The organism is Sphingopyxis flava (genome assembly GCF_900168005.1).
GTDB lineage: Bacteria > Pseudomonadota > Alphaproteobacteria > Sphingomonadales > Sphingomonadaceae > Sphingopyxis > Sphingopyxis flava.
This window is the reverse complement of the sequence record NZ_FUYP01000022.1, coordinates 13,448-32,428: the sequence shown is the minus strand read 5'-3', so window position 1 is coordinate 32,428 and position 18,981 is coordinate 13,448. Positions and strand designations below refer to the sequence as shown.

19 protein-coding genes are annotated in these 18,981 nt (G+C 64.4%); 5 read left to right on the top strand and 14 right to left on the bottom strand.

The genetic code is table 11. From position 1 onward, the window contains the following. Positions 1-127 precede the first annotated feature (127 nt). Both B5X69_RS21725 and B5X69_RS15410 read left to right on the top strand, forming a co-directional pair. Positions 128-373 carry a hypothetical protein gene (locus B5X69_RS21725; protein ID WP_217699139.1) on the top strand — a complete coding sequence of 82 codons (246 nt, stop codon included), beginning with the start codon at positions 128-130 and terminating at the stop codon, positions 371-373. A 225-nt stretch (positions 374-598) separates the two neighbouring features. Continuing rightward, positions 599-2,071: a glycerol kinase gene (locus B5X69_RS15410; RefSeq protein WP_079639544.1), complete on the top strand. Its 1,473-nt coding sequence runs from the start codon at positions 599-601 to the stop codon at positions 2,069-2,071. A gap of 30 nt (positions 2,072-2,101) precedes the next feature. On the opposite strand, the gene rpmE is transcribed toward B5X69_RS15410, so the two are convergent. The 12 genes from rpmE to rpsB form a co-directional block, all read right to left on the bottom strand. Next, positions 2,102-2,329 (bottom strand): 50S ribosomal protein L31, encoded by a 228-nt coding sequence (gene rpmE / locus B5X69_RS15405; RefSeq protein WP_053554681.1) that lies wholly within the window; start codon positions 2,327-2,329, stop codon positions 2,102-2,104. Between the two features lie 114 nt (positions 2,330-2,443). Continuing rightward, the gene (gene fabZ / locus B5X69_RS15400; RefSeq protein WP_079639543.1) at positions 2,444-2,923 is read right to left on the bottom strand and encodes a 3-hydroxyacyl-ACP dehydratase FabZ; all 480 of its coding nucleotides are present in this window, start codon (positions 2,921-2,923) and stop codon (positions 2,444-2,446) included. Positions 2,924-2,927: 4 nt separating this feature from the next. Further along, positions 2,928-3,632, bottom strand: coding sequence for an OmpH family outer membrane protein (locus tag B5X69_RS15395; RefSeq protein ID WP_079639542.1), 705 nt, complete (start codon positions 3,630-3,632; stop codon positions 2,928-2,930). Next, positions 3,632-6,322, bottom strand: a complete 2,691-nt coding sequence (gene bamA / locus B5X69_RS15390; protein WP_079639541.1) for an outer membrane protein assembly factor BamA — start codon at positions 6,320-6,322, stop codon at positions 3,632-3,634. The genes B5X69_RS15395 and bamA overlap by 1 nt, the downstream gene beginning before the upstream one ends. Positions 6,323-6,393: 71 nt before the next feature. Further along, on the bottom strand, positions 6,394-7,524 hold the full coding sequence (gene rseP, locus B5X69_RS15385) for an RIP metalloprotease RseP (RefSeq protein WP_079639540.1): 1,131 nt from the start codon (positions 7,522-7,524) through the stop codon (positions 6,394-6,396). Then, complete coding sequence (locus B5X69_RS15380) at positions 7,517-8,680, bottom strand: 1-deoxy-D-xylulose-5-phosphate reductoisomerase (protein WP_079639539.1); 1,164 nt, start codon at positions 8,678-8,680, stop codon at positions 7,517-7,519. The genes rseP and B5X69_RS15380 overlap by 8 nt, the downstream gene beginning before the upstream one ends. A 1-nt stretch (position 8,681) precedes the next feature. Beyond that, positions 8,682-9,359, bottom strand: coding sequence for a phosphatidate cytidylyltransferase (locus B5X69_RS15375; RefSeq protein WP_079639538.1), 678 nt, complete (start codon positions 9,357-9,359; stop codon positions 8,682-8,684). Between the two features lies 1 nt (position 9,360). Further along, positions 9,361-10,047, bottom strand: a complete 687-nt coding sequence (uppS, locus tag B5X69_RS15370; protein ID WP_079639537.1) for a polyprenyl diphosphate synthase — start codon at positions 10,045-10,047, stop codon at positions 9,361-9,363. A 122-nt stretch (positions 10,048-10,169) separates the two neighbouring features. Continuing rightward, positions 10,170-10,724 (bottom strand): ribosome recycling factor, encoded by a 555-nt coding sequence (gene frr, locus B5X69_RS15365; protein WP_079639536.1) that lies wholly within the window; start codon positions 10,722-10,724, stop codon positions 10,170-10,172. A gap of 14 nt (positions 10,725-10,738) precedes the next feature. Further along, entirely contained in the window at positions 10,739-11,470 is a 732-nt protein-coding gene (pyrH, locus tag B5X69_RS15360) for a UMP kinase (RefSeq protein WP_079639535.1), read from the bottom strand. A 116-nt stretch (positions 11,471-11,586) separates the two neighbouring features. Beyond that, complete coding sequence (tsf, locus tag B5X69_RS15355; protein ID WP_079639534.1) at positions 11,587-12,513, bottom strand: translation elongation factor Ts; 927 nt, start codon at positions 12,511-12,513, stop codon at positions 11,587-11,589. Between the two features lie 140 nt (positions 12,514-12,653). Continuing rightward, positions 12,654-13,487, bottom strand: a complete 834-nt coding sequence (rpsB, locus tag B5X69_RS15350; protein ID WP_079639533.1) for a 30S ribosomal protein S2 — start codon at positions 13,485-13,487, stop codon at positions 12,654-12,656. Between the two features lie 385 nt (positions 13,488-13,872). Here rpsB and B5X69_RS15345 point away from each other — a divergent pair, with 385 nt between their 5' ends. Continuing rightward, positions 13,873-14,133 carry a hypothetical protein gene (locus B5X69_RS15345; protein ID WP_079639532.1) on the top strand — a complete coding sequence of 87 codons (261 nt, stop codon included), beginning with the start codon at positions 13,873-13,875 and terminating at the stop codon, positions 14,131-14,133. Here the strand turns inward: B5X69_RS15345 and B5X69_RS15340 are convergent. Both B5X69_RS15340 and B5X69_RS15335 read right to left on the bottom strand, forming a co-directional pair. Further along, positions 14,096-14,890, bottom strand: coding sequence for a CDP-alcohol phosphatidyltransferase family protein (locus tag B5X69_RS15340; protein ID WP_245798768.1), 795 nt, complete (start codon positions 14,888-14,890; stop codon positions 14,096-14,098). The two genes, B5X69_RS15345 and B5X69_RS15340, sit on opposite strands and share 38 nt — an antisense overlap. Then, positions 14,890-15,624: a phosphatidylserine decarboxylase gene (locus B5X69_RS15335; RefSeq protein WP_079639531.1), complete on the bottom strand. Its 735-nt coding sequence runs from the start codon at positions 15,622-15,624 to the stop codon at positions 14,890-14,892. Before B5X69_RS15335 ends, B5X69_RS15340 begins: the two co-directional genes overlap by 1 nt. 247 nt (positions 15,625-15,871) lie before the next feature. On the opposite strand from B5X69_RS15335, the gene B5X69_RS15330 reads away from it, so the two are divergent. Together B5X69_RS15330 and B5X69_RS15325 are read left to right on the top strand one after the other, a co-directional pair. Next, positions 15,872-17,086 (top strand): NADP-dependent isocitrate dehydrogenase, encoded by a 1,215-nt coding sequence (locus B5X69_RS15330; RefSeq protein WP_079639530.1) that lies wholly within the window; start codon positions 15,872-15,874, stop codon positions 17,084-17,086. Positions 17,087-17,191: 105 nt separating this feature from the next. Continuing rightward, complete coding sequence (locus B5X69_RS15325; RefSeq protein ID WP_079639529.1) at positions 17,192-18,979, top strand: cation:proton antiporter domain-containing protein; 1,788 nt, start codon at positions 17,192-17,194, stop codon at positions 18,977-18,979. The last annotated feature ends 2 nt before the right edge of the window (positions 18,980-18,981 follow it).

The window sequence follows — 18,981 nt, the reverse complement described above, 5'->3', positions numbered from 1 at the left end:
GCATGAGCTACCGCAGCTTCGCCGCCATGATCGCGACATCGACCATCGTCATGTTCGGACTGATGTAAACACGTACGTGCTGGGGCACGTCGAATACAGCCAGACGCGAACCTGGATGGCGGTGGTCATGGGCGCGACCATGGCGCTCATCATGATCAGTTTCATATGGCGGATGTACCCGAACCGTCGCGCCAACATCGGCATCGTCATCGGCGCGGTGATAGTGTTCGCCGCCGCGCTGTGGCTCGTCCGCAGAAAGGAGACAGTCGATGACGGTCGGCCTGCGAGGCTAAATGGAACATATCAGGAACCCATGCAAATCATTGTCATAATTCTACTCGGTCGAGTAGCCGCAACATTGAGCCCCCCCTAATGTATCGCGAACCGCCAGACCGGAAATTTCAAGCAGGAGAAAGCGAAGGCGCTCCGGATGGCCCGGCGCCTTCGCCACACCATCCTCGGTCCAATGCGATCGTCTGTACATTTGCGCCCCATATCGCGCCGACCTTGTCGAGGGGCCCTTCTTTCTGCATCGTGCGGGGGAAGAGACAGGCGGGGCCCAACCAGGCTCTGCAGGGCGCGACGAGGGGACCAGCGAGTGACCGAGAATATCATCGTCATCGACGAGGGCACGACCTCCACCCGCACGATGCTCTTTGCCGCCGACGGCACGCCCCTCGGCAGCGCGCAGCGCGAGTTCCGTCAGCATTACCCGGGCCCCGGGCTAGTCGAGCATGATGCGGCCGAAATCTGGAAGGCCACCCTCGCCTGCACCCGCGCGATGATCGACAAGGCGGGCGGCGCGGCTCGGATCGCAGCGATCGGCATAACCAACCAGCGCGAAACGGCGGTGTTCTGGGACCGCAAGACCGGCGAGCCCCTCGCCCCCGCGATCGTCTGGCAGGACCGGCGCACCGCCGCCGACTGCATGGCGCTGAAAGAGGGAGGCCATGAGGCGGCAGTGCAGGCAAAAAGCGGCCTTCTTCTTGATCCCTATTTTTCTGGAACCAAGATCGGCTGGGCGCTTAAAAACTGGCCGCAGCTTTGCGAGGCAGGAGACCGTCTCGCGGTAGGAACGATCGAATCCTATCTTGTCTATCGCCTGACCGGCGGCGTCCATGTGAGCGATGCGACCAATGCCTCGCGCACCTTGCTGATGGCCATCGACGGCGCAGGGGGTTGGGATGCAGAACTTTGCGACCTTTTCGGCGTTCCAATGGCGCTCCTTCCCGAAATCGCCGGCTGCACGACGAGCGTCGGGACGACCGATCCCGCGCTCTTCGGCGGCGCGATTCCGATCTGCGGCATGGCGGGCGACCAGCAAGCCGCGACGATCGGCCAGGCCTGCCTTGCCCCCGGGCAGACCAAGGCGACTTTCGGCACCGGCGCCTTCATCCTTTCGGCAAGCGGAACGCGCCGGCCCTATTCGGCAAACCGCCTTCTTTCCACCGTGCTCGTCCAGGAAGGCGATGTGCGATCCTACGCGCTCGAAGGCTCGGTGTTCGTCGCGGGCAGCCTTATCCAGTGGCTCCGCGACGGGCTCGGCCTTCTCGCAAGCGCGGGCGAGAGCGAAGGGCTCGCCCGCTCGCTCGACGACAATGGCGGCGTCTATCTCGTGCCCGCACTCTCGGGCCTCGGGGCGCCGCACTGGCAGCCCGGGGCGCTCGCCGCGCTCTCCGGGCTCAGCTTTGCGAGCAGCAAGGCGCATGTGGCGCGCGCCGCGCTCGAGGCGCAGGCCTATCAGGCGCATGATCTCAAAACCGCCTTTGCCGCCGACGGCGTCGACTGGGCCGACCTGAGGATCGACGGCGGCATGGCGGCGAACAACTGGATGGCGCAGGATCTTGCCGACATGCTGGACCTCACCGTCGAGCGGCCCGACTTCATCGAGAGCACCGCGCTTGGCGCCGCCATGCTCGCCGCGACCGGCGCGGGCCTCTACCCCGATCTTCTAAGCGCGGCGCAGGCGATGCGCGGACAGACCACGCGCTTCACCCCCGCGCTGGAGGCAGACATACGCAAAGCGCGCCTTGCCGGCTGGCAAAGCGCGCTTGCAAAACTTCTGGAATAGCTCCTCCCGGCCAAGCCCGGGAGTGCGCAATCAGCGCTTGAGCGTCAGGCCGCCGAAGCGCTTGTTGAACTTGGCAACCTGGCCGCCCGTGTCGAGCATGCGGCCCTGACCGCCGGTCCACGCCGGGTGCGCGGTGGGGTCGATTTCGAGGGTCATCACATCGCCCTCGCTGCCCCAGGTCGAGCGCGTCTGATACTCGGTGCCATCGGTCATCTTGACCGTGATCATGTGATAGTCGGGGTGAATGTCTTTTTTCATCTCTAAAGCTCCTGTGCCGCTGGTTTCCGACCAGCCGCTGAGTCGATGCTTTCCCGTCGGGGGGCCGCGAAGCGGCGTCCCCTAACGGCGAACGCAATAATTTGCAAGGGCGCCTTAATCCGCGGGCGGATCCGCGATCATCGCGGTGAACTGGCATTCGGTCGCGAGCTGCCCATCCAGCATCGCGCGCCCTTCGAACTTGCAGATGTTCCGCTTCGCCTGAAGGATGGTGACGTGGAGGTCGAGAAGATGGCCGGGCTCGACAGGCTTGCGGAATTTCACCCCGTCGATGCCCATGAAGTAGACCAGCTTGCCTGAGCCTGCGAGCCCCAGCGATTCAATCGCGAGGACGCCGCCGGCCTGCGCCAGCGCCTCGACGATGAGGACACCGGGCATGATCGGCCGGCCGGGAAAATGTCCCTGAAAGAAGGGCTCGTTCATCGTCACGGCCTTGATCGCGTGGATCGAGCTGTCCTTCTCCATCGCGACCACCCGGTCGACAAGCAGCATCGGATAGCGATGCGGCAGCAGCGCCAGGACCCGGCGGATGTCCGCCGGGCCCAGAGCAGCCTTATCCTCGCTTCCCTCTGCCATCGCCTTAGCGCGTGGTCGGCGGCGTGCCGGTCGCCGGCGTCGTCGCAGCCGGTGCTGCCTGACCCTGCTGCGCGCGGGCGGCGTTAATGAGCGCCTGGTTCTTCTGCTGCATCAGCTGACCCGGCTGATAGCCGGCAGGAACGGCGATCGACACGCTCGGCACCAGCGTGTTGAGTTCAGCGATGATCGCATCGGTGATATCGACCGGCGGCTGCGCCGCGAGAACGACCTGCTGGTCATAGTTGAGGAGCAGATCGACCTTGCGCTTGGTCATCGCGCCCTTGACCGCATCGTCGAGACGCACGGTGATCTGGTCGATCGCGTAGGCGCGCGCGAGTTCATAGGGCTGCGCCATCTGCGCGATCTCGCGCTGGGCTGCGGCCGACTTGTCCTGGAATGCCTTGACCGCGGCATCGAGAGCCGCCTTGTTCTGCGGGGTCTTCTTGGCTTCTTCGTTCGCCCTCGCGCGCAGCACGTTGAGCTCTGCGCCCAGCGTCTGATCGCGCGCCTCGACCTGATCGATCTGCGCCTTGTAGGTGGTGCGGATCTGATTCAGCGCGGTCTGGTAGGCGTTCGAGCGCGTCGTCGCCACATCGAGGTCGGCGATGCCGATCCCGGTCTTCGATTGGGCAGCGGCGGGCGCTGCGGTCATGGGCGAAACCGACAGCGCGGCAAGCGCCAGCGCCGAAGCGACAAAAATTTTCTTCATCAGAATTGAGTTCCTACATTGAATGAGAAGCGTTTCGTATCATCGCCCTCTTCTTTGCGAAGGGCGTAAGCGAAGTCGATCCGGAAGGGACCGAAAGGCGAATTCCAGTTGACGCCCGCACCGATCGACACGCGGGGCATCCAGGTGTCACCATAGAAGCGTTCCTCGAACGGGGCGAGCGAGGAAAAGCCTTCGGGGCAGACACTGTAGCTGCCGCTCGGTGTACCGTCGGAGCCCGTGGCCTGCGTCCCGAACTGCTGGGTGCCTGTCGAGGCATTGCGGCACAGATATTTGGTGAGGCCATCTGACGGATCGCGGAAATCCGCAAGCGTCGTAAGCTGCGGGCGGCGAACGTTGAAGACCGAGCCCACGTCGAGGAAGACCGAAGGCCGCAGCCCCATTTCCTTCGCGCCCGAGCCGAGCGGAATGTCGATCTCGACGCGGCCCTGATAATAAGCGCGCCCGCCCAGCGCGTCGTCGATGAGCTGGTTGCGGTTGATCGTCGTGTCGAGAACCGGATTGGCGGGGTCGCTGATATCGACATTGCTGTAGCGGATCACGCGCGGCCCAAGGCCGCGAATGTCGAAGCCGCGCATCTGGGGCTCGCCGAGGAAGAAGCGGTCGGTCAGGCGGACCTTGTCGCTCGACGGCGTGGGGCGGCCGCCGAGCGGATAGATGTATCCGCCTTCCGCCGAAAGATTGAGAATGAAACGGCTACCGAGATTGAAGTGCTTGCTCGCCGATGCACGGCTGCGAACATATTTGACGCTGCCGCCAAGACCCGCGAAATCCTGGCTGAAGGACAAGGACTGGCCGCGCGTTGGACGCAGGCGATTGTCGCGATCATCATAGGCGAGCGTAAGTCCAAGGAGCGAAGTCGTCCGCTTGCCGATCGCGTCGCAAAGATAGCGGCCCGCCACCAGCGGGTCGCACTCGTTGCCGAAATAATAGATGCTGCGATCGAGGGACACATCGTCGAAATTGAGGCTGTAGCGCCCAAACGCCGACATATATTCGGTGAGCGGCACGCCGACATTGATCTGGAAACCCGTCGTGGTCTGCTCGAAGGTCGTGCGGCGGTCGTTGTTGATGAAGTTGAACGAATTGAGATCGCGGCGATAGACGCTGCCGCCGATCGAGATATTGCGGTCGAAAAGATAGGGCTCGGTAAAGCCGAGTTCGACCGACTTCGAATAGCTTGAATAGTTGACCGAGGCCTGCAGCTGCTGCCCCTTGCCGCGGAAGTTGCGCTGGCGGATCGAGGCCTGCACGAGGAAGCTTTCGATCGACGAGAAGCCCGCCGAAAGCGAGAGCTCACCAGTCGGCTTCTCCTCGACATTGGTTTCAAGGATGATGCGATCGGGCGCGCTGCCTTCCTTGCGCTGGACCTCCAGATTTTCCTGGAAATAGCCAAGGCTGTTGATGCGCCCCTCGGTGCGCTTCACCGCGAAGCTGTTGAACGCATCGCCTTCGTTGAGGCGGAATTCGCGGCGGACCACCTTGTCCTGGGTCAGCGTATTGCCATTGACGTCGATCCGCTCCACGTAGGTTCGCGGGCTTTCGGCAACGTTGAAGGTGATGTCCATCGTCCGCGTTTCGGGGTTGCGGCGGAACTCGGGGTTGATGTCGGCAAAGGCATAGCCGAACAGGCCGGCGGTCTCGCTGAGGCGCTCGACCGTGTCCTCGACCTGCTTGGCATTGTACCAGTCACCGGTCTTCATCGGCAGCATCGTCTTCATCGTTTCCGGCTTGAAGTCGCGCAGGCTGCTCTCGAGGTTCACCTCGCCGAACTTGTAGCGCTCGCCTTCCTCGACGACATAGGTGATGATGAAATCCTGCTTGTTGCTCGTAAGCTCTGCGACCGCGGAAATCACGCGGAAGTCGGCATAGCCGTTCTGCAGGTAGAAGAGGCGCACCTTCTGCTGGTCGTAGGCAAGGCGGTCGGGGTCGTAGGTGGTGTTCGACGACAGCATCGTCAAAAGCCCCGTCTCCTTTGTCGCCATCTCGTCCTTGATGTCGCCGTCGCTGAACTTCTCGTTGCCGATGATGTTGATCTGGCGGACCTTCGATTTCGGCCCCTCGTTGATCTCGAACACCACGTCGACGCGGTTCTGGTCGAGCTGCACCATCTTGGGTTCGACGGTCGCGGCGAAACGGCCCTGGCGCTTGTAGAGCTCGATGATGCGCGCGACGTCGGCGCGGACCTTCGAACGCGTGAAGATCTGGCGCGGAGCAAGCCTGATCTCGGGGCGGATTTTCTCTTCCTTGAGCCGCTTGTTCCCCTCGAGGATCACGCGGTTGATCACCGGGTTTTCGGTGACCTGGATCGTCAGAGCGCCGGCGTCGTCGGTGATCTGATAATCCTTGAAGAGCTCGGTCGCTGCAAGATCCTTCAGCGCCTGGTCGAGCGTTGCGCGGTCATAGGACTGGCCAACGCGCAGGCGGAGATATGAGAGGATCGTCTGGGATTCAAGGCGCTGGTTGCCAGTGACCGTGATCGACCGGATCGTCGAGGCCGTCGGGACGGCCTCGGGCGCAGGCACTGCCAGGGTCGGCACGGCGGGAGGCGGCGTCGGTGCGGTTTCCTGGGCCAGAAGCGGTGCGGCGGGCCACGCCAGCATCGTTCCTGCCATTAGGAGTGCCGACAGCTGCGTCCGCGCCCTGAAATTGTGTGAAGCCACGCTGTTCATCCCGCCAAAATAACCCGAAAGCGATCAACCCGCTTAGCAGCGGGTTGGCGCGCACTCCTGCACCAGTCCGCCTATCCAATCAAGCGCGCGATCCCGTCCCATACCCCGATTGAGGCCAAATCGTTGAAAGTCACGACCAACATCAAGGTCACGATCGCCGCAAAGCCGAACCGGAATGCCCATTCCTGCACTTCGAGCGACGCCGGGCGCCGCCGGAGCGCTTCATAGCCGTAAAAGAGCAGATGGCCACCATCGAGCATGGGCAATGGCAAGAGGTTTATGAACCCCAGATTGATGGAAATGAGCGCGGCGAGGAACACAAGCTGCTGGGCGCCGAGGCTCGCAGCCTCGCCCGACACCTGCGCGATCTTCACCAGCCCGCTCATATCCTTGATCGACCGGTTGCCCGTGAGAAGCTGGCCGAGCACCTCCCAGGTCTGGCGGATGATCTGCCCTGTCTGGCGCGTCGCAACGAGCGGCGCCTCGAGAAGCGGAACCTTCTCGAAGACGACCTCGCCCGGCCCGATGCCGATCAGCCCGCGCTCGAAGACATTGCCGAATCGGTCCTGTTCCTTGACGGCCCGCGGCGTCAGCCGGATCGTCTGCTCGCTGCCGCCCCGCGCGAAACGGATGTCCATCGTCTCGCCGGGCCGATGCGCAACCGCCATCGGAATGTCCATGAAGCGGTCCATCGACCGCCCGTCGACCGCGACAATCCGGTCTCCTGGACGCAGGCCCGCCTCGTCCGCGGCCGAGCCTGCTATCACCGATCCGACGACCGGAGGATTGGTGGGCACGCCGCTCAGCGCCGCAAAGCCCGCGAGGATCAGGATCGCGAAGATAAAGTTGGTGAAAGGCCCCGCCGCGACAATCAGCGCGCGCTTCCAGACCGGCTGGGCAGGAAAGCTTTGCAGGCGCTCGGCGTCAGGCAGATTTTGCCATTCGGCGTCGGGCTGGCTGACCGCGTCGCGGTCGCCTGCAAACTGGACATAGCCGCCAAGCGGGAGCCAGCCGATCTTCCATTCGGTGCCGCGCCGATCACGCCACCCGACAATCCGGCGGCCGAAGCCGATCGAAAAGGTCTCGGCTTTCACCCCGCACCAGCGGCCAACGATATAGTGGCCATATTCATGCACGAAGACGAGCGGTCCCAGCACGAGGAGGAAGGCGACGACATAAAGCCAGAAAGGCACGTCAGACATGTTCACATTGGTCCACAAATTGCTGCGCCGCCGCGCGCGATGCGGCATCGACGCTGAATATGTCCTGAAGCGAGCCCGGACGGGCCGGGGCCGCAGCGTCGACCACACGGCGTACGGTGTCGATGATCGCAGGGAAGGAAATGCGCCCCGCAAGGAAGGCGCCGACGGCGACCTCGTTCGCGGCATTGAGCTGCGCCGGGCGCGCCCCGCCCTCCGCAATCGCTGCGCGGCAGAGCGCGGTTGCGGGAAAGCGCGCCTCGTCGGGCGCCTCGAAATCGAGCCGGCCAATCGCGGCAAGATCGAGCGGAGCGCACGGCGTTTCCATGCGCCGCGGCCAGGCGAGCGCGCTGCTGATCGGGATGCGCATATCGGGCGAGCCAAGCTGAGCGAGGATCGAACGATCGATATATTCCACCATCGAATGGATTACCGACTGCGGGTGAACGAGGATCTCGATCCGCTCGAGGCCAATGGGAAAAAGATGATGCGCCTCAATAAGTTCAAGGCCCTTGTTCATCATCGTTGCCGAATCGACGCTGATCTTCGCGCCCATCGACCAATTGGGGTGCGCAACCGCCTGTGCGGGGGTGACATGCGCCATCTCGGCGGCGCTCATCGCGCGAAAGGGGCCCCCGCTCGCGGTCAGGATGATCCGCCGTACCTCGCTGAGACGGCCGCCCGCGAGACACTGAAAGATCGCATTATGTTCCGAATCGACGGGCAGGATCGTCGCCCCCGACGCGCGCGCTGCGGCCGTCATGAGTTCGCCCGCGGAGACAAGTGCCTCCTTGTTGGCGAGCGCGACATCGTGGCCGGCCTCGAGCGCCGCCATCGTGGAGGCGAGCCCCGCGCAGCCGACAATCGCCGCCATGACAAGATCGGTCGGCTCATTCGCCGCCTCAACGAGAGCCTCGGTGCCTGCCGCAACCTCGATACCGGTGCCGGCGAGCGCCTCCTTGAGATCCCCAAAGCGCGCTTCATCGGCGATGACTGCGCGTGTCGGGCGGAACTCGCGTGCAAGCCTTCCCAGTTCAGCGACGTCGCTGTTCGCGGTGAGCACCGACAGCGACCACGCCTCGCCGTCCGCGCGGACGAGGTCGAGCGTCGAGCGCCCGACCGAGCCCGTGGCGCCGAAGAGCGAGAGACGGCGCTTCATCTCAGATCGCCGCCCGGACGGTGACATGCCCAAACAGCGCAAGCGCGCCGAGGAGCAGCGCGACCGGCAGCAGCCCGTCGACGCGATCGAAGAGGCCGCCGTGCCCGGGGATGAGCTTGCCTGAATCCTTAACGCCCGCGCGGCGCTTCATCCAGCTTTCGCCAAGATCGCCAAGCTGCGAGAGCAGCCCCATGAAGAGGCCGATCCAGAGCGGAACCCCGATAATGCCGGCGCGGTCGCCGATCGTCGCGCTGGCGATGAGCGCTGCCACCATGCCGCCGATCAGCCCCGACCAGGTCTTTGACGGGCTGATCTTGGGCGCAAGGCGTGCGCCGCCGAAGGCGCGCCCCGCGAAATAGGCCCCGATATCGGTCGCCCAGACCATGCCGAACACCCAGAGCGCCGCGGAGACGCCGAGGCGCTCGCGAATGAACCAGAGCCCCGCGATCGCGCCGAGCACGAGAAACGGCCCCGCGATCATCAGCGCTCCCCTGGCACCGCTGCCAAGCGCCATCGCGCGCACGAGCGCGAACCATTCGACGAGCACGAGCGCGCCCCCGACAAGCAGAAGCAGGGCAAAGGCAAAGCCGCCGAACCAGAGCGCTGCGCCGGCAATCGCGAACAGCACAAGCGCCGATACGATGCGCAGCCCAAGGTCCGATTTTGCCGCCGTCGCCATCCTACAAACCTCCAAAGCGGCGTTCGCGCCGCGCAAATTGATCGAGCGCCGCCGCAAGATCGGCCGGAGCGAAGTCGGGCCACAGGCAGTCGGTGAAATAAAGCTCGGCATAGGCGGCCTGCCACAGCAGAAAGTTCGAGAGCCTCACCTCGCCCGAGGTGCGAATGAGGAGGTCGAGCGGCGGCAGGTCGGCCGTGTCGAGATGCGCCTCGATCGCCTCAGCGGTGATCGCACCCTCCCCCGCCGCAGCGCGCGCGGCGCGCACGAGTTCGTCCTGCGCGCCGTAGTTGAGCGCCACCGCGAGCGTCGTGCGCTTGTTGCCCGCGGTCCGCGAAAGCGCATTCTCGATGAGCCCCACGACATCGGGGGCGAGCGCGCGCCAATTGCCGATGACCTTGAGCCGGACATCATTGGCCGCAAATTCATCAAGATCGCTCAGGATGAAGCGCTTCATCAGCCCCATGAGGTCGTTGATTTCCTCTTCGGGCCGCTTCCAGTTTTCCGAGGAAAAGGCGTAAAGGGTCAGCGCCTCAAGGCCAAGGTCGCCCGCTGCGCGCACGATCTTTCGCACCGCCTCCACGCCCGCGCGGTGGCCGGCGACGCGCGGCAGGTGCCGCTTCTTGGCCCAGCGGCCATTGCCATCCATGATGATGGCGACATGGCGGGCACGAGGGTCAGTTGTCGACATCGCGCGGCCTCAAATCCCCTTCGCGCCGAGCGGCGCGGGGATGTTCTTTGACCTGGCACTGGTCCAACGCGGGTCTCGGCTTCGCGCGATGCGTACCCAAAAAGGCGGGCGCCGGAAAATCACTAGCCCAGGATTTCCTTTTCCTTCGCCGAGGCCGCAGCGTCGATCTCCGCGATCGTCGCGTCGGTGAGCTTTTGCACCTCGGTCTCGTGGCGCTTGCGCTCGTCCTCGCTGATTTCCTTCTTGCTCTCGTCGGCCTTCAGATTGTCCATGCCGTCACGGCGGACATTGCGCACGGCAACACGCGCCTTTTCAGCATATTGGCCAGCGAGCTTCGAGAGCTCCTTACGTCGCTCCTGCGTCATTTCAGGGATCGGAAGACGCAGCATCTGTCCATCGACGATCGGATTGAGACCAAGACCCGCCGAGCGGATCGCCTTGTCTGCGGGGCCGACGTTCGACTTGTCCCACACCTGCACGGTGAGCATGCGCGGTTCGGGCGCGCTGATCGATGCAATCTGATTGAGCGGCATGTGCGCGCCGTAGACCTCGACCGTCACCGGATCGAGCAGGGCGGCATGCGCGCGGCCCGTGCGCAGACCCGCCAGATCATGCTTCAGCGATTCGACCGCGCCGTGCATGCGGCGTTCAAGATCGGCCTTGTCATATTTCGCCATTTTTCATTCCTCTCTTAGGCGTTGCCGGCAGCGTCGCCGACCACTGTGGCGACACCTTCGCCAGCCAGGACGCGCGCGAGATTGCCGGGTTCGCGAATGTTGAACACGACGATCGGGATATGGTTGTCGCGGCAGAGCGCCACCGCGCTCGCGTCCATCACCTTCAGATTGTCGGCAAGGACGCGGTCATAGGTCAGCCGGTCGTAGCGGGTCGCGGACGTATCCTTCTTCGGGTCGGCATTATAGACCCCGTCGACGCTGGTGCCTTTCAGAAGCGCATCGCATTTCATCTCTGCAGCGCGGAGTGCAGCCCCGCTGTCGGTCGTGAAATAGGGGGCGCCGACGCCGGCGGCGAAGATCACCACGCGGCCCTTTTCCATATGGCGCTCGGCGCGGCGACGGATCACCGGCTCGCACACCTTGTCCATCTCGATCGCGGACTGGACGCGCGTCTGGACACCAAGCTGCTCGAGCGCATTCTGCATCGCGAGCGCGTTCATGACGGTCGCGAGCATGCCCATATAATCGGCCTGAGCGCGGTCCATGCCCTTGGCCGCACCAGCCATGCCGCGGAAGATGTTGCCGCCGCCGATGACGAGGCAGATCTCGAGTCCGCGGTCCTTTGCCGCCTTCACCTCGGCGGCCATGCTGGCGACCGTGTCGGGGTCGATCCCGAAAGCGCTGGAGCCCATCAGCGCCTCGCCCGACAGTTTGAGCAAGATGCGTTTCAGGCCGGGCAATGCCATGGGGGAACCTCTATCGATGGGGGCACAATATGCGAATGGCGCGCACCCTAGTGAGAGTGCGCGCCATTGCCAAGCAGGCTCCCGCGCCTGGCAGCGCGGCAGCCCTTGCTTTTCGATCAGCGGCCGGCGGCAGCGGCGACTTCGGCTGCAAAGTCGCTCTCTTCCTTCTCGATGCCTTCGCCGAGCTGGAAGCGCACAAAGCCCTTCAGGGTAATCGTCGCGCCCACGTCCTTGCCGGCGGCGGCGACGACTTCGGCGACCGGGGTCTTTCCGTCGATCACGAAGGGCTGCGACAGCAGCGCATTTTCCTTGCGGAACTTCGCGATCGTGCCGTCGACCATCTTCGACACGATCTCGGCGGGCTTGCCCGACTGCGCGGCCTTTTCCTCGGCGATCGCGCGTTCGCGCGCAACGAGGTCGGCGTCGAGATCATCGCCGTTGAGCGCGAGCGGGTTCGCGGCCGCAACATGCATCGCAAGCTGCTTGCCAAGCGGTTCGAGCACATCGGCGCCAGCGCTCGACTCGAGCGCGACGAGGACGCCGATCTTGCCGAGGCCGGGGGCCGCCGCATTGTGGACATAGCCGGTGACGACGCCCGAGCCGACCGAGAGGATCGCAGCGCGGCGCAGCGACTGATTCTCGCCGATCGTGGCGATATTCTGGGTCAGCGCCTCGGTGACCGTACCGCCCGAGGGATAGGCGGCGGCGCCGAGCGCTTCGGCGTCGCTGATGCTTCCACTAAGCGCAACCTGCGTCACGTCGCGGACGAAACCCTGGAACTGCTCATTCTTGGCGACGAAGTCGGTTTCGCTGTTCACCTCGACCATCGCGCCCTTGGTACCGTCGGTGGCGACGCCAACGAGACCTTCGGCGGCGACGCGGCCGGCCTTCTTGGCGGCGGCAGCAAGGCCCTTGGTGCGCAGCCAGTCGATCGACGCCTCGATGTCGCCGTTATTTTCAGCAAGCGCCCTTTTGCAGTCCATCATGCCTGCGCCGGTGCGGTCGCGCAGTTCCTTGACGAGAGCGGCCGTAATCTCAGCCATGGTTATATCCTTTCCAAATACGGCAGGCCCGGTTGCAGCCTGCGATCTGCCCCGCATGCGTGGCGGGGGAATAAGTCAAATGATGACCAAGGCGGCGCGCGGCGCATCGCTGCGCGCCGCCTCGTCATGCCAGCGCGCCCTTAGGCGTCGCTTTGACGTTCGGTTTCGGCAGCAGCTTCGGCCGGAACCTGCTCATCTTCGGTCACCGGGGCGGGAGCCTCTTCGGCGAGCGCGGGCTCGGTGACGGGTTCGACCGCCGCGCCGAGGTCCTCGCCGCGGTCCGCCCGGGCCTGCTGGCCGCCACGGGTCGCCGCCTGGGCGACCGCATCGCAGTAGAGGCGGATGGCGCGCGCTGCGTCGTCGTTAGCGGGCACAGGGAAGGCGATGCCGTCGGGCGAAACGTTCGAGTCGAGGATCGCAACGACCGGGATGCCAAGAACATTGGCTTCCTTGATCGCGAGCTCTTCCTTGTTCGCGTCGATCACGAACATCACGTCGGGAATGCCGCCCATGTCGCGGATGCCGCCAAGGCTGAGCTCGAGCTTGTCGCGCTCGCGCGTCTTGTTGAGCACTTCCTTCTTGGTGAGACCCGAGGTGTCGCCCGAAAGCTGTTCCTCGAGCGACTTCAGGCGCTTGATCGAGTTCGAGATCGTCTTCCAGTTGGTGAGCATGCCGCCCAGCCAGCGGTGGTTGACGAAATGCTGGCCCGACGCACGCGCCGCGTCAGCGATCGGGCCCTGCGCCTGGCGCTTGGTGCCAACGAACAGCACCTTGCCGCCCGCAGCAGCCGTCGACGAAATGAAGTCGAGCGCGCGGGCGAAGAGCGGCACGGTCTGCGAGAGGTCGAGAATGTGGATGCCGTTGCGCGCGCCGAAGATGTACGGCTTCATGCGCGGGTTCCAACGGTGGGTCTGGTGGCCGAAGTGCGCGCCGGCCTCGATAAGATTCTGCATCGTGACGACAGGGGTCGCCATAGTCTTTCTCCTTCCGGTTAGTCCTCTGAAAGGCAAGAACCAGGGTCTCCGCTGAGGGATAGCCCGGCACCGGTATGTGCGCCTTCCATGTGGAATGGGCGGCCCGTTAGCCGCGTTTGCTAGGAAAGGCAAGGGGCAGAGAGCGGATTTGCGCGGGGGCACTCGCCGTCTCTCGTCTCCCGAAGCCCCGCGGCGCACAGCTTTGGCACCCCGGATTGCGCTGCCCGCCTTCCACGGCGAAAAGCCGAATACACTCGCTTCATCGATGATATAGAACCGTTCGTCTCAATATCGTTGAGAACAAATAGAGAACACAGGAACAAGGCCCGTGCGGAATCGTCGAAGGGGCGGGCCGCCTGAAAAGCCCTCAAGAAGGACATGGCTCATGCTTCAGATCGCCGCTGCTCTCCTTTTCGCCATCGCCGCCGGGCTCGGCATCGCAGTGATATTGGGGATGCTGAAGATGAATGGCGAGGCGATCCTTTCCGCGCTCGCTGGCGAAGGCGCCTTCCCGATCAACGCGGGGCCGCAGACCGGTCCGGTGACGCGGGCGGCAGCGCTCCGCCGCGCGAAGGCTCGCCGCGATGCGCCGCGTCCGGTCGGGGTCGCTATGCCTGTTCGCTCGCCGCTGAGCCGCGCCGCCTGACCTTCGCATAGCTTGCGATCCCGAATGGCAAGAGCACAAGATAAAGAGTCGAGACCGCGAGCAAGGTTGGCCAGGGCGCTGTGACAAGTGCGGCGCCGAGAAGTCCAACACCTGCAAGCGCGAACAGCCGCCATGAGCGGCGCAGGCGGATCGACGACCAGCTGTAGGTCGGGATCGCCGAGATCATCAGCATGGCAACGCCAAGCGCCCAGGGCATCACGACATACCAGGCGCGGAACAGCTCATGGTCCGTCACGAGCCAAAGATAGACGGGAACGAAGGCGAGCCCCGCCCCGGCAGGGGCGGGAATGCCTGTGTTGAAGCCGGCTGACTTGTGCGGCTGGAAATCGGCCTCCATTCGCGAATTGAAGCGCGCAAGGCGAAGCGCGCAACATACGGCAAGCGCCAGCGCCGCCGTCCAGCCGAACTTCGGCGCGTCAGCGAGCGACCAGAGAAACAGGATCATCGCCGGCGCCACCCCGAAGGCAATCACGTCGGAAAGCGAGTCGAGTTCGGCGCCGAACTTGCTCTGCGCCCGCAGGAGCCGGGCGATGCGCCCGTCCATCCCGTCGAGCACCCCGGCAAAGATGACCGCGGCGAGCGCCTTGTCCCACTCCCCGCCGATCGCGAAGCGTACCCCGGTCAGCCCGAAGCAGAGCGCAAGCGCCGTGATCGCATTGGGCGCAAAGGCGCGCAGCGGAATGCCGCGAATGCCGCGCCCCGGCTCTGAAGGGGACATAAGCTCAGCTTCGGCCATTATTGTCCGACGCCCTCAAGGATCGAGCCCTCGCCGATCCGTGCAATGATCGTCTCCCCCGCCAGCGTGCGCTGCCCGAGCAGCACCTGCGGCGTCGTGCCCGCGGGCAGATAGACGTCGACGCGGCTTCCGAAGCGGATGAGGCCGACACGCTGGCCGGTCGAAAGCTCGGTCCCCATGCTGACGAAAGGCATGATCCGGCGCGCGACGAGGCCCGCAATCTGGGTGAAGCCGATACGGAGGCCGTCGGCACGTTCGACGAGGAAGTGCTGGCGTTCATTATCCTCGCTTGCCTTGTCGAGGTCGGCATTGACGAAACGGCCCGGAATATAGGCAAGCTTGCGCAGCGTGCCCGCGACGGGCGTGCGGTTGATGTGGACGTCAAAGACACTCATGAAGATTGACACGCGCAGCAGCGGTGCCTCGCCGAGGCCATCGGGCCCCGCAATCTCGGGCGGCGGTGCGACTTCGGCGATCTGCGTCACCAGCCCGTCGGCGGGCGCGATGACAAATTCGGCGCCGACCGGCGTGACGCGTTCAGGATCGCGGAAAAAAGCGCCGACCCAGATGGTAAGCCCCAGCATCAGCCAGCCGGCGATTTCCCAGCCGAGCAGCCAGAAACACAGCGTAACGATCGCAGCGATCAACAGAAATTTGCGCCCCTCGGGGTGAATCGAAGGCCAGCGCCACTTGATGCCGCCGCCGGGGCGGTTCGAGGATATGGTTGTGGACATGCGGGCTCTTCTACGGTGCGACCTTGGCACTGACAATGAATAAGGCGAGGGCTGAGTTCCACCCTGAAAAGACACACGGCGCCGCGAATTCGCGGCGCGGTCACTTCCAGGAAAGCCCCGCGGGCGGTGCCCCGACATTCGCCCCCCCCGGATGGCGCGCTGCGCCGCTGGGTCAGGAGAGTTGATCAATCGGACGGCATTGCCTAAGGCCCGCTGCAATTCGACTCCCCAAGGAAAAGGCACGCATATGGGCAAGATCAAGGTAGCCAACCCCGTCGTCGAACTCGACGGCGACGAAATGACGCGGATCATCTGGCAGTGGATTCGCGAGCGGCTCATCCTGCCCTATCTCGATATCGACCTTCATTATTATGATCTCGGCATCGAGGAACGCGACCGCACCGACGACAAGATCACCGTCGAGGCCGCGAACGCGATCAAGAAGCATGGCGTCGGCGTGAAGTGCGCAACGATCACCCCCGATGAAGCGCGCGTCGAGGAATTCGGCCTCAAGAAGATGTGGAAGTCGCCGAACGGCACGATCCGCAACATCCTTGGCGGCGTCGTCTTCCGCGAACCGATCGTGATGAAGAATGTCCCCCGTCTCGTTCCCGGCTGGACCGACCCGATCGTCGTTGGCCGTCACGCGTTCGGCGACCAGTATAAGGCGACCGATTTCCGCGTCCCGGGCCCCGGCAAGCTGCGTCTCGTGTTCGAAGGCGAGGACGGCACCGTGATCGACGAGGAAGTGTTCCAGTTCCCCTCGTCGGGCGTCGCGATGGGCATGTACAACCTCGACGATTCGATCCGCGACTTCGCGCGCGCGAGCCTGAACTACGGCATTGCGCGCCAGTGGCCCGTCTATCTCTCGACGAAAAACACGATCCTCAAGGCCTATGACGGCCGCTTCAAGGATCTCTTCGAGGAAATCTACCAGACCGAATTCAAGGCGAAGTTCGACGAACTCGGCATCACCTATGAGCATCGTCTCATCGACGACATGGTCGCCTCGGCGCTCAAATGGTCGGGCAAGTTCGTCTGGGCCTGCAAGAATTACGATGGCGACGTCCAGTCGGATACGGTCGCGCAGGGGTTCGGCTCGCTTGGGCTTATGACGAGCGTGCTGATGACCCCCGACGGCCAGACGGTGGAATCGGAAGCCGCGCACGGGACGGTTACCCGCCACTACCGCATGCACCAGCAGGGCAAGGCGACCTCGACCAACCCGATTGCGTCGATCTTTGCCTGGACCGGCGGCCTCAAGCACCGCGGCAAGCTCGACGACAATGCCGCACTGGTGAAGTTCGCAAGCGACCTTGAAAGGGTCTGCGTCGAGACCGTCGAGGGCGGCAAGATGACCAAGGACCTCGCCCTCTTGATCGGTCCCGATCAAAATTGGCTGACCACCGAAGGCTTCTTCGAGGCGATCGTTGAAAATCTCGAGCAGAAGATGGGCGCCTGAGCCAAGGCGTCTCAGGGGGAGCCTCGGCTCCCCCTTTCTTTTGCGCCAAGCGTTTTGATTGACAAAGGCATAGCCAAGCTGCGCCGCGCTCCTTAAGAGCGTTTCATGTCCATCGAAACGGAAGCATCCAGTCTCGGGAGCGCGCTCGTTGTCTTGGGGGCCGCGGGGATCGTGATCCCCGCCTTCGCCCGGTTCCGTATCACTCCGGTAATCGGCTTCATTCTCGTCGGCCTGCTCGTGGGTCCCTCAGGGCTCGGCGCGCTCGTCGGCGACTATCCTTGGCTGCGCCACATCACGATCCGATCGGCCGAAGATATCGAACTCTTCGGCGAGTTCGGCATCATCCTCCTGCTCTTCTCGATCGGTCTTGAGCTTTCATTCCGGCGCCTTTGGCAATTGCGCAAACTCGTTTTCGGGGTTGGCGCGGCCGAACTCTTAATCAGCGGCGCCATTCTCGGCGGCCTCCTTTACATGATCGGGACCTTGTCCCTGCCGGCCGCCCTCGGCCTCGGCACCGCGCTTGCCCTCTCCTCGACCGCGCTCGTCCTTCCCATCGCGGGGACCAAATCGGCGGTAGGCCGCGCCTCCTTCTCGATGCTCTTGTTCGAGGATCTTGCGATCGTCCCGATCATCTTCGTCCTCGGCGCCTTCGCTCCGACCGCCGGCGGCGACAATGCTGAACTCCTGCTGACGACGCTATGGCAGGGCGTGCTCGTCGTCGCGGCGCTTGCGATCGGCGGCTGGTTCCTCCTCCCGCGCATCTTCGCGCAGGCGGCGCGCGCAAAGGACCCCGAACTCTTCCTCGCTGCAAGCCTTCTCGTCGTCATCGTCGCCGCGCTCGCGACCGCGACGGTCGGCCTCTCACCCATCGTCGGCGCGCTCCTTGCGGGCCTGATGATCGCCGAGACTGAATATCATGGCGAGGTCGAGGCCATCACCGCGCCCTTCAAGGGCCTCGCGCTCGGGGTCTTTCTGATCAGCGTCGGCATGGGGCTCAACCTCAAGTCGATTGCCGGGCAATGGCCCGCGCTCCTCGCCGCGGTCGTCTGCGTCGTCGCGATCAAGGCGATCGTCACCGCGACAATGCTGCGCTTTTCAGGATCTGCGAGCCGCGGCACCGCGGCCGAAGTCGGGCTTTTGATGGCGAGCCCTTCGGAAACCACCCTCATCGTACTTGCGGCCGCCTTTCAGGCGCAGCTCATCAGCCGCCAGACCGCCGAGTTCTGGCAGCTTGTCACCGCGATCGGCCTCACCATCACGCCGCTTCTTGCGCGGATCGGCCGGAGCGTCGCGCGGCGCATTGAAATGGGCAATGTCGAGGCCGAGCCCGACGATGCGCCGCCGAAGCGCACCGTCATCATCGGTTTCGGCCGCGTGGGGCGCGTTGTCGCGGAGCTCCTGCGCGAGCATCAGCGTTCCTATGTCGCGGTCGATGCCGACATCGATGCGGTCGCTCAGGCCCGGCGCGATGGATTCGAGACACGCTATGCCGACGTCGCGCGCCCCGGCAGCCTCGACAAGCTCGGAATCGAAAATGCCGAAGCGGTAGTGCTCACGATGGACGACCCGGTTCAGCAGCTGCGCATGACGCGCCAGCTGCGCCGCCGATACCCTGAGCTGCCGATCATTTCGCGCGCGCGCGGGTCCGATCACGCGGCCGCGCTCTATCAGGCGGGCGCCACCGACGCGGTCCCCGAGACGCTCGAAAGCTCGCTGCAGCTTGCCGAGGCGGTGCTGATCGACCTTGGCGTCGCCATGGGACCCGTCATCGCCTCGATCCACGACGTGCGCGCCAAGATGCGCCACGACATCATGACGAAGAGCCATCTCGACCGTGAGCCGCGCATCCGGCGGGTGCGATCAGCGCCAGCGCCCGCGGGCGAGGACGGCTAGAA

Bases quoted from the DNA above. Each gene is read 5' to 3' on its own strand.
- bamA (WP_079639541.1), bottom strand. From the start codon at position 6,322: ATGAACAGCGTGGCTTCACACAATTTCAGGGCGCGGACGCAGCTGTCG.
- frr (WP_079639536.1), bottom strand. From the start codon at position 10,724: ATGGCGAAATATGACAAGGCCGATCTTGAACGCCGCATGCACGGCGCG.
- B5X69_RS15340 (WP_245798768.1), bottom strand. From the start codon at position 14,890: ATGGCCGAAGCTGAGCTTATGTCCCCTTCAGAGCCGGGGCGCGGCATT.
- uppS (WP_079639537.1), bottom strand. From the start codon at position 10,047: ATGTCGACAACTGACCCTCGTGCCCGCCATGTCGCCATCATCATGGAT.
- pyrH (WP_079639535.1), bottom strand. From the start codon at position 11,470: ATGGCATTGCCCGGCCTGAAACGCATCTTGCTCAAACTGTCGGGCGAG.
- B5X69_RS15325 (WP_079639529.1), top strand. From the start codon at position 17,192: ATGTCCATCGAAACGGAAGCATCCAGTCTCGGGAGCGCGCTCGTTGTC.
- B5X69_RS15330 (WP_079639530.1), top strand. From the start codon at position 15,872: ATGGGCAAGATCAAGGTAGCCAACCCCGTCGTCGAACTCGACGGCGAC.
- tsf (WP_079639534.1), bottom strand. From the start codon at position 12,513: ATGGCTGAGATTACGGCCGCTCTCGTCAAGGAACTGCGCGACCGCACC.
- B5X69_RS15380 (WP_079639539.1), bottom strand. From the start codon at position 8,680: ATGAAGCGCCGTCTCTCGCTCTTCGGCGCCACGGGCTCGGTCGGGCGC.
- B5X69_RS15345 (WP_079639532.1), top strand. From the start codon at position 13,873: ATGCTTCAGATCGCCGCTGCTCTCCTTTTCGCCATCGCCGCCGGGCTC.
- B5X69_RS21725 (WP_217699139.1), top strand. From the start codon at position 128: ATGGGCGCGACCATGGCGCTCATCATGATCAGTTTCATATGGCGGATG.
- fabZ (WP_079639543.1), bottom strand. From the start codon at position 2,923: ATGGCAGAGGGAAGCGAGGATAAGGCTGCTCTGGGCCCGGCGGACATC.
- rseP (WP_079639540.1), bottom strand. From the start codon at position 7,524: ATGTCTGACGTGCCTTTCTGGCTTTATGTCGTCGCCTTCCTCCTCGTG.
- rpmE (WP_053554681.1), bottom strand. From the start codon at position 2,329: ATGAAAAAAGACATTCACCCCGACTATCACATGATCACGGTCAAGATG.
- B5X69_RS15375 (WP_079639538.1), bottom strand. From the start codon at position 9,359: ATGGCGACGGCGGCAAAATCGGACCTTGGGCTGCGCATCGTATCGGCG.
- B5X69_RS15335 (WP_079639531.1), bottom strand. From the start codon at position 15,624: ATGTCCACAACCATATCCTCGAACCGCCCCGGCGGCGGCATCAAGTGG.
- rpsB (WP_079639533.1), bottom strand. From the start codon at position 13,487: ATGGCGACCCCTGTCGTCACGATGCAGAATCTTATCGAGGCCGGCGCG.
- B5X69_RS15395 (WP_079639542.1), bottom strand. From the start codon at position 3,632: ATGAAGAAAATTTTTGTCGCTTCGGCGCTGGCGCTTGCCGCGCTGTCG.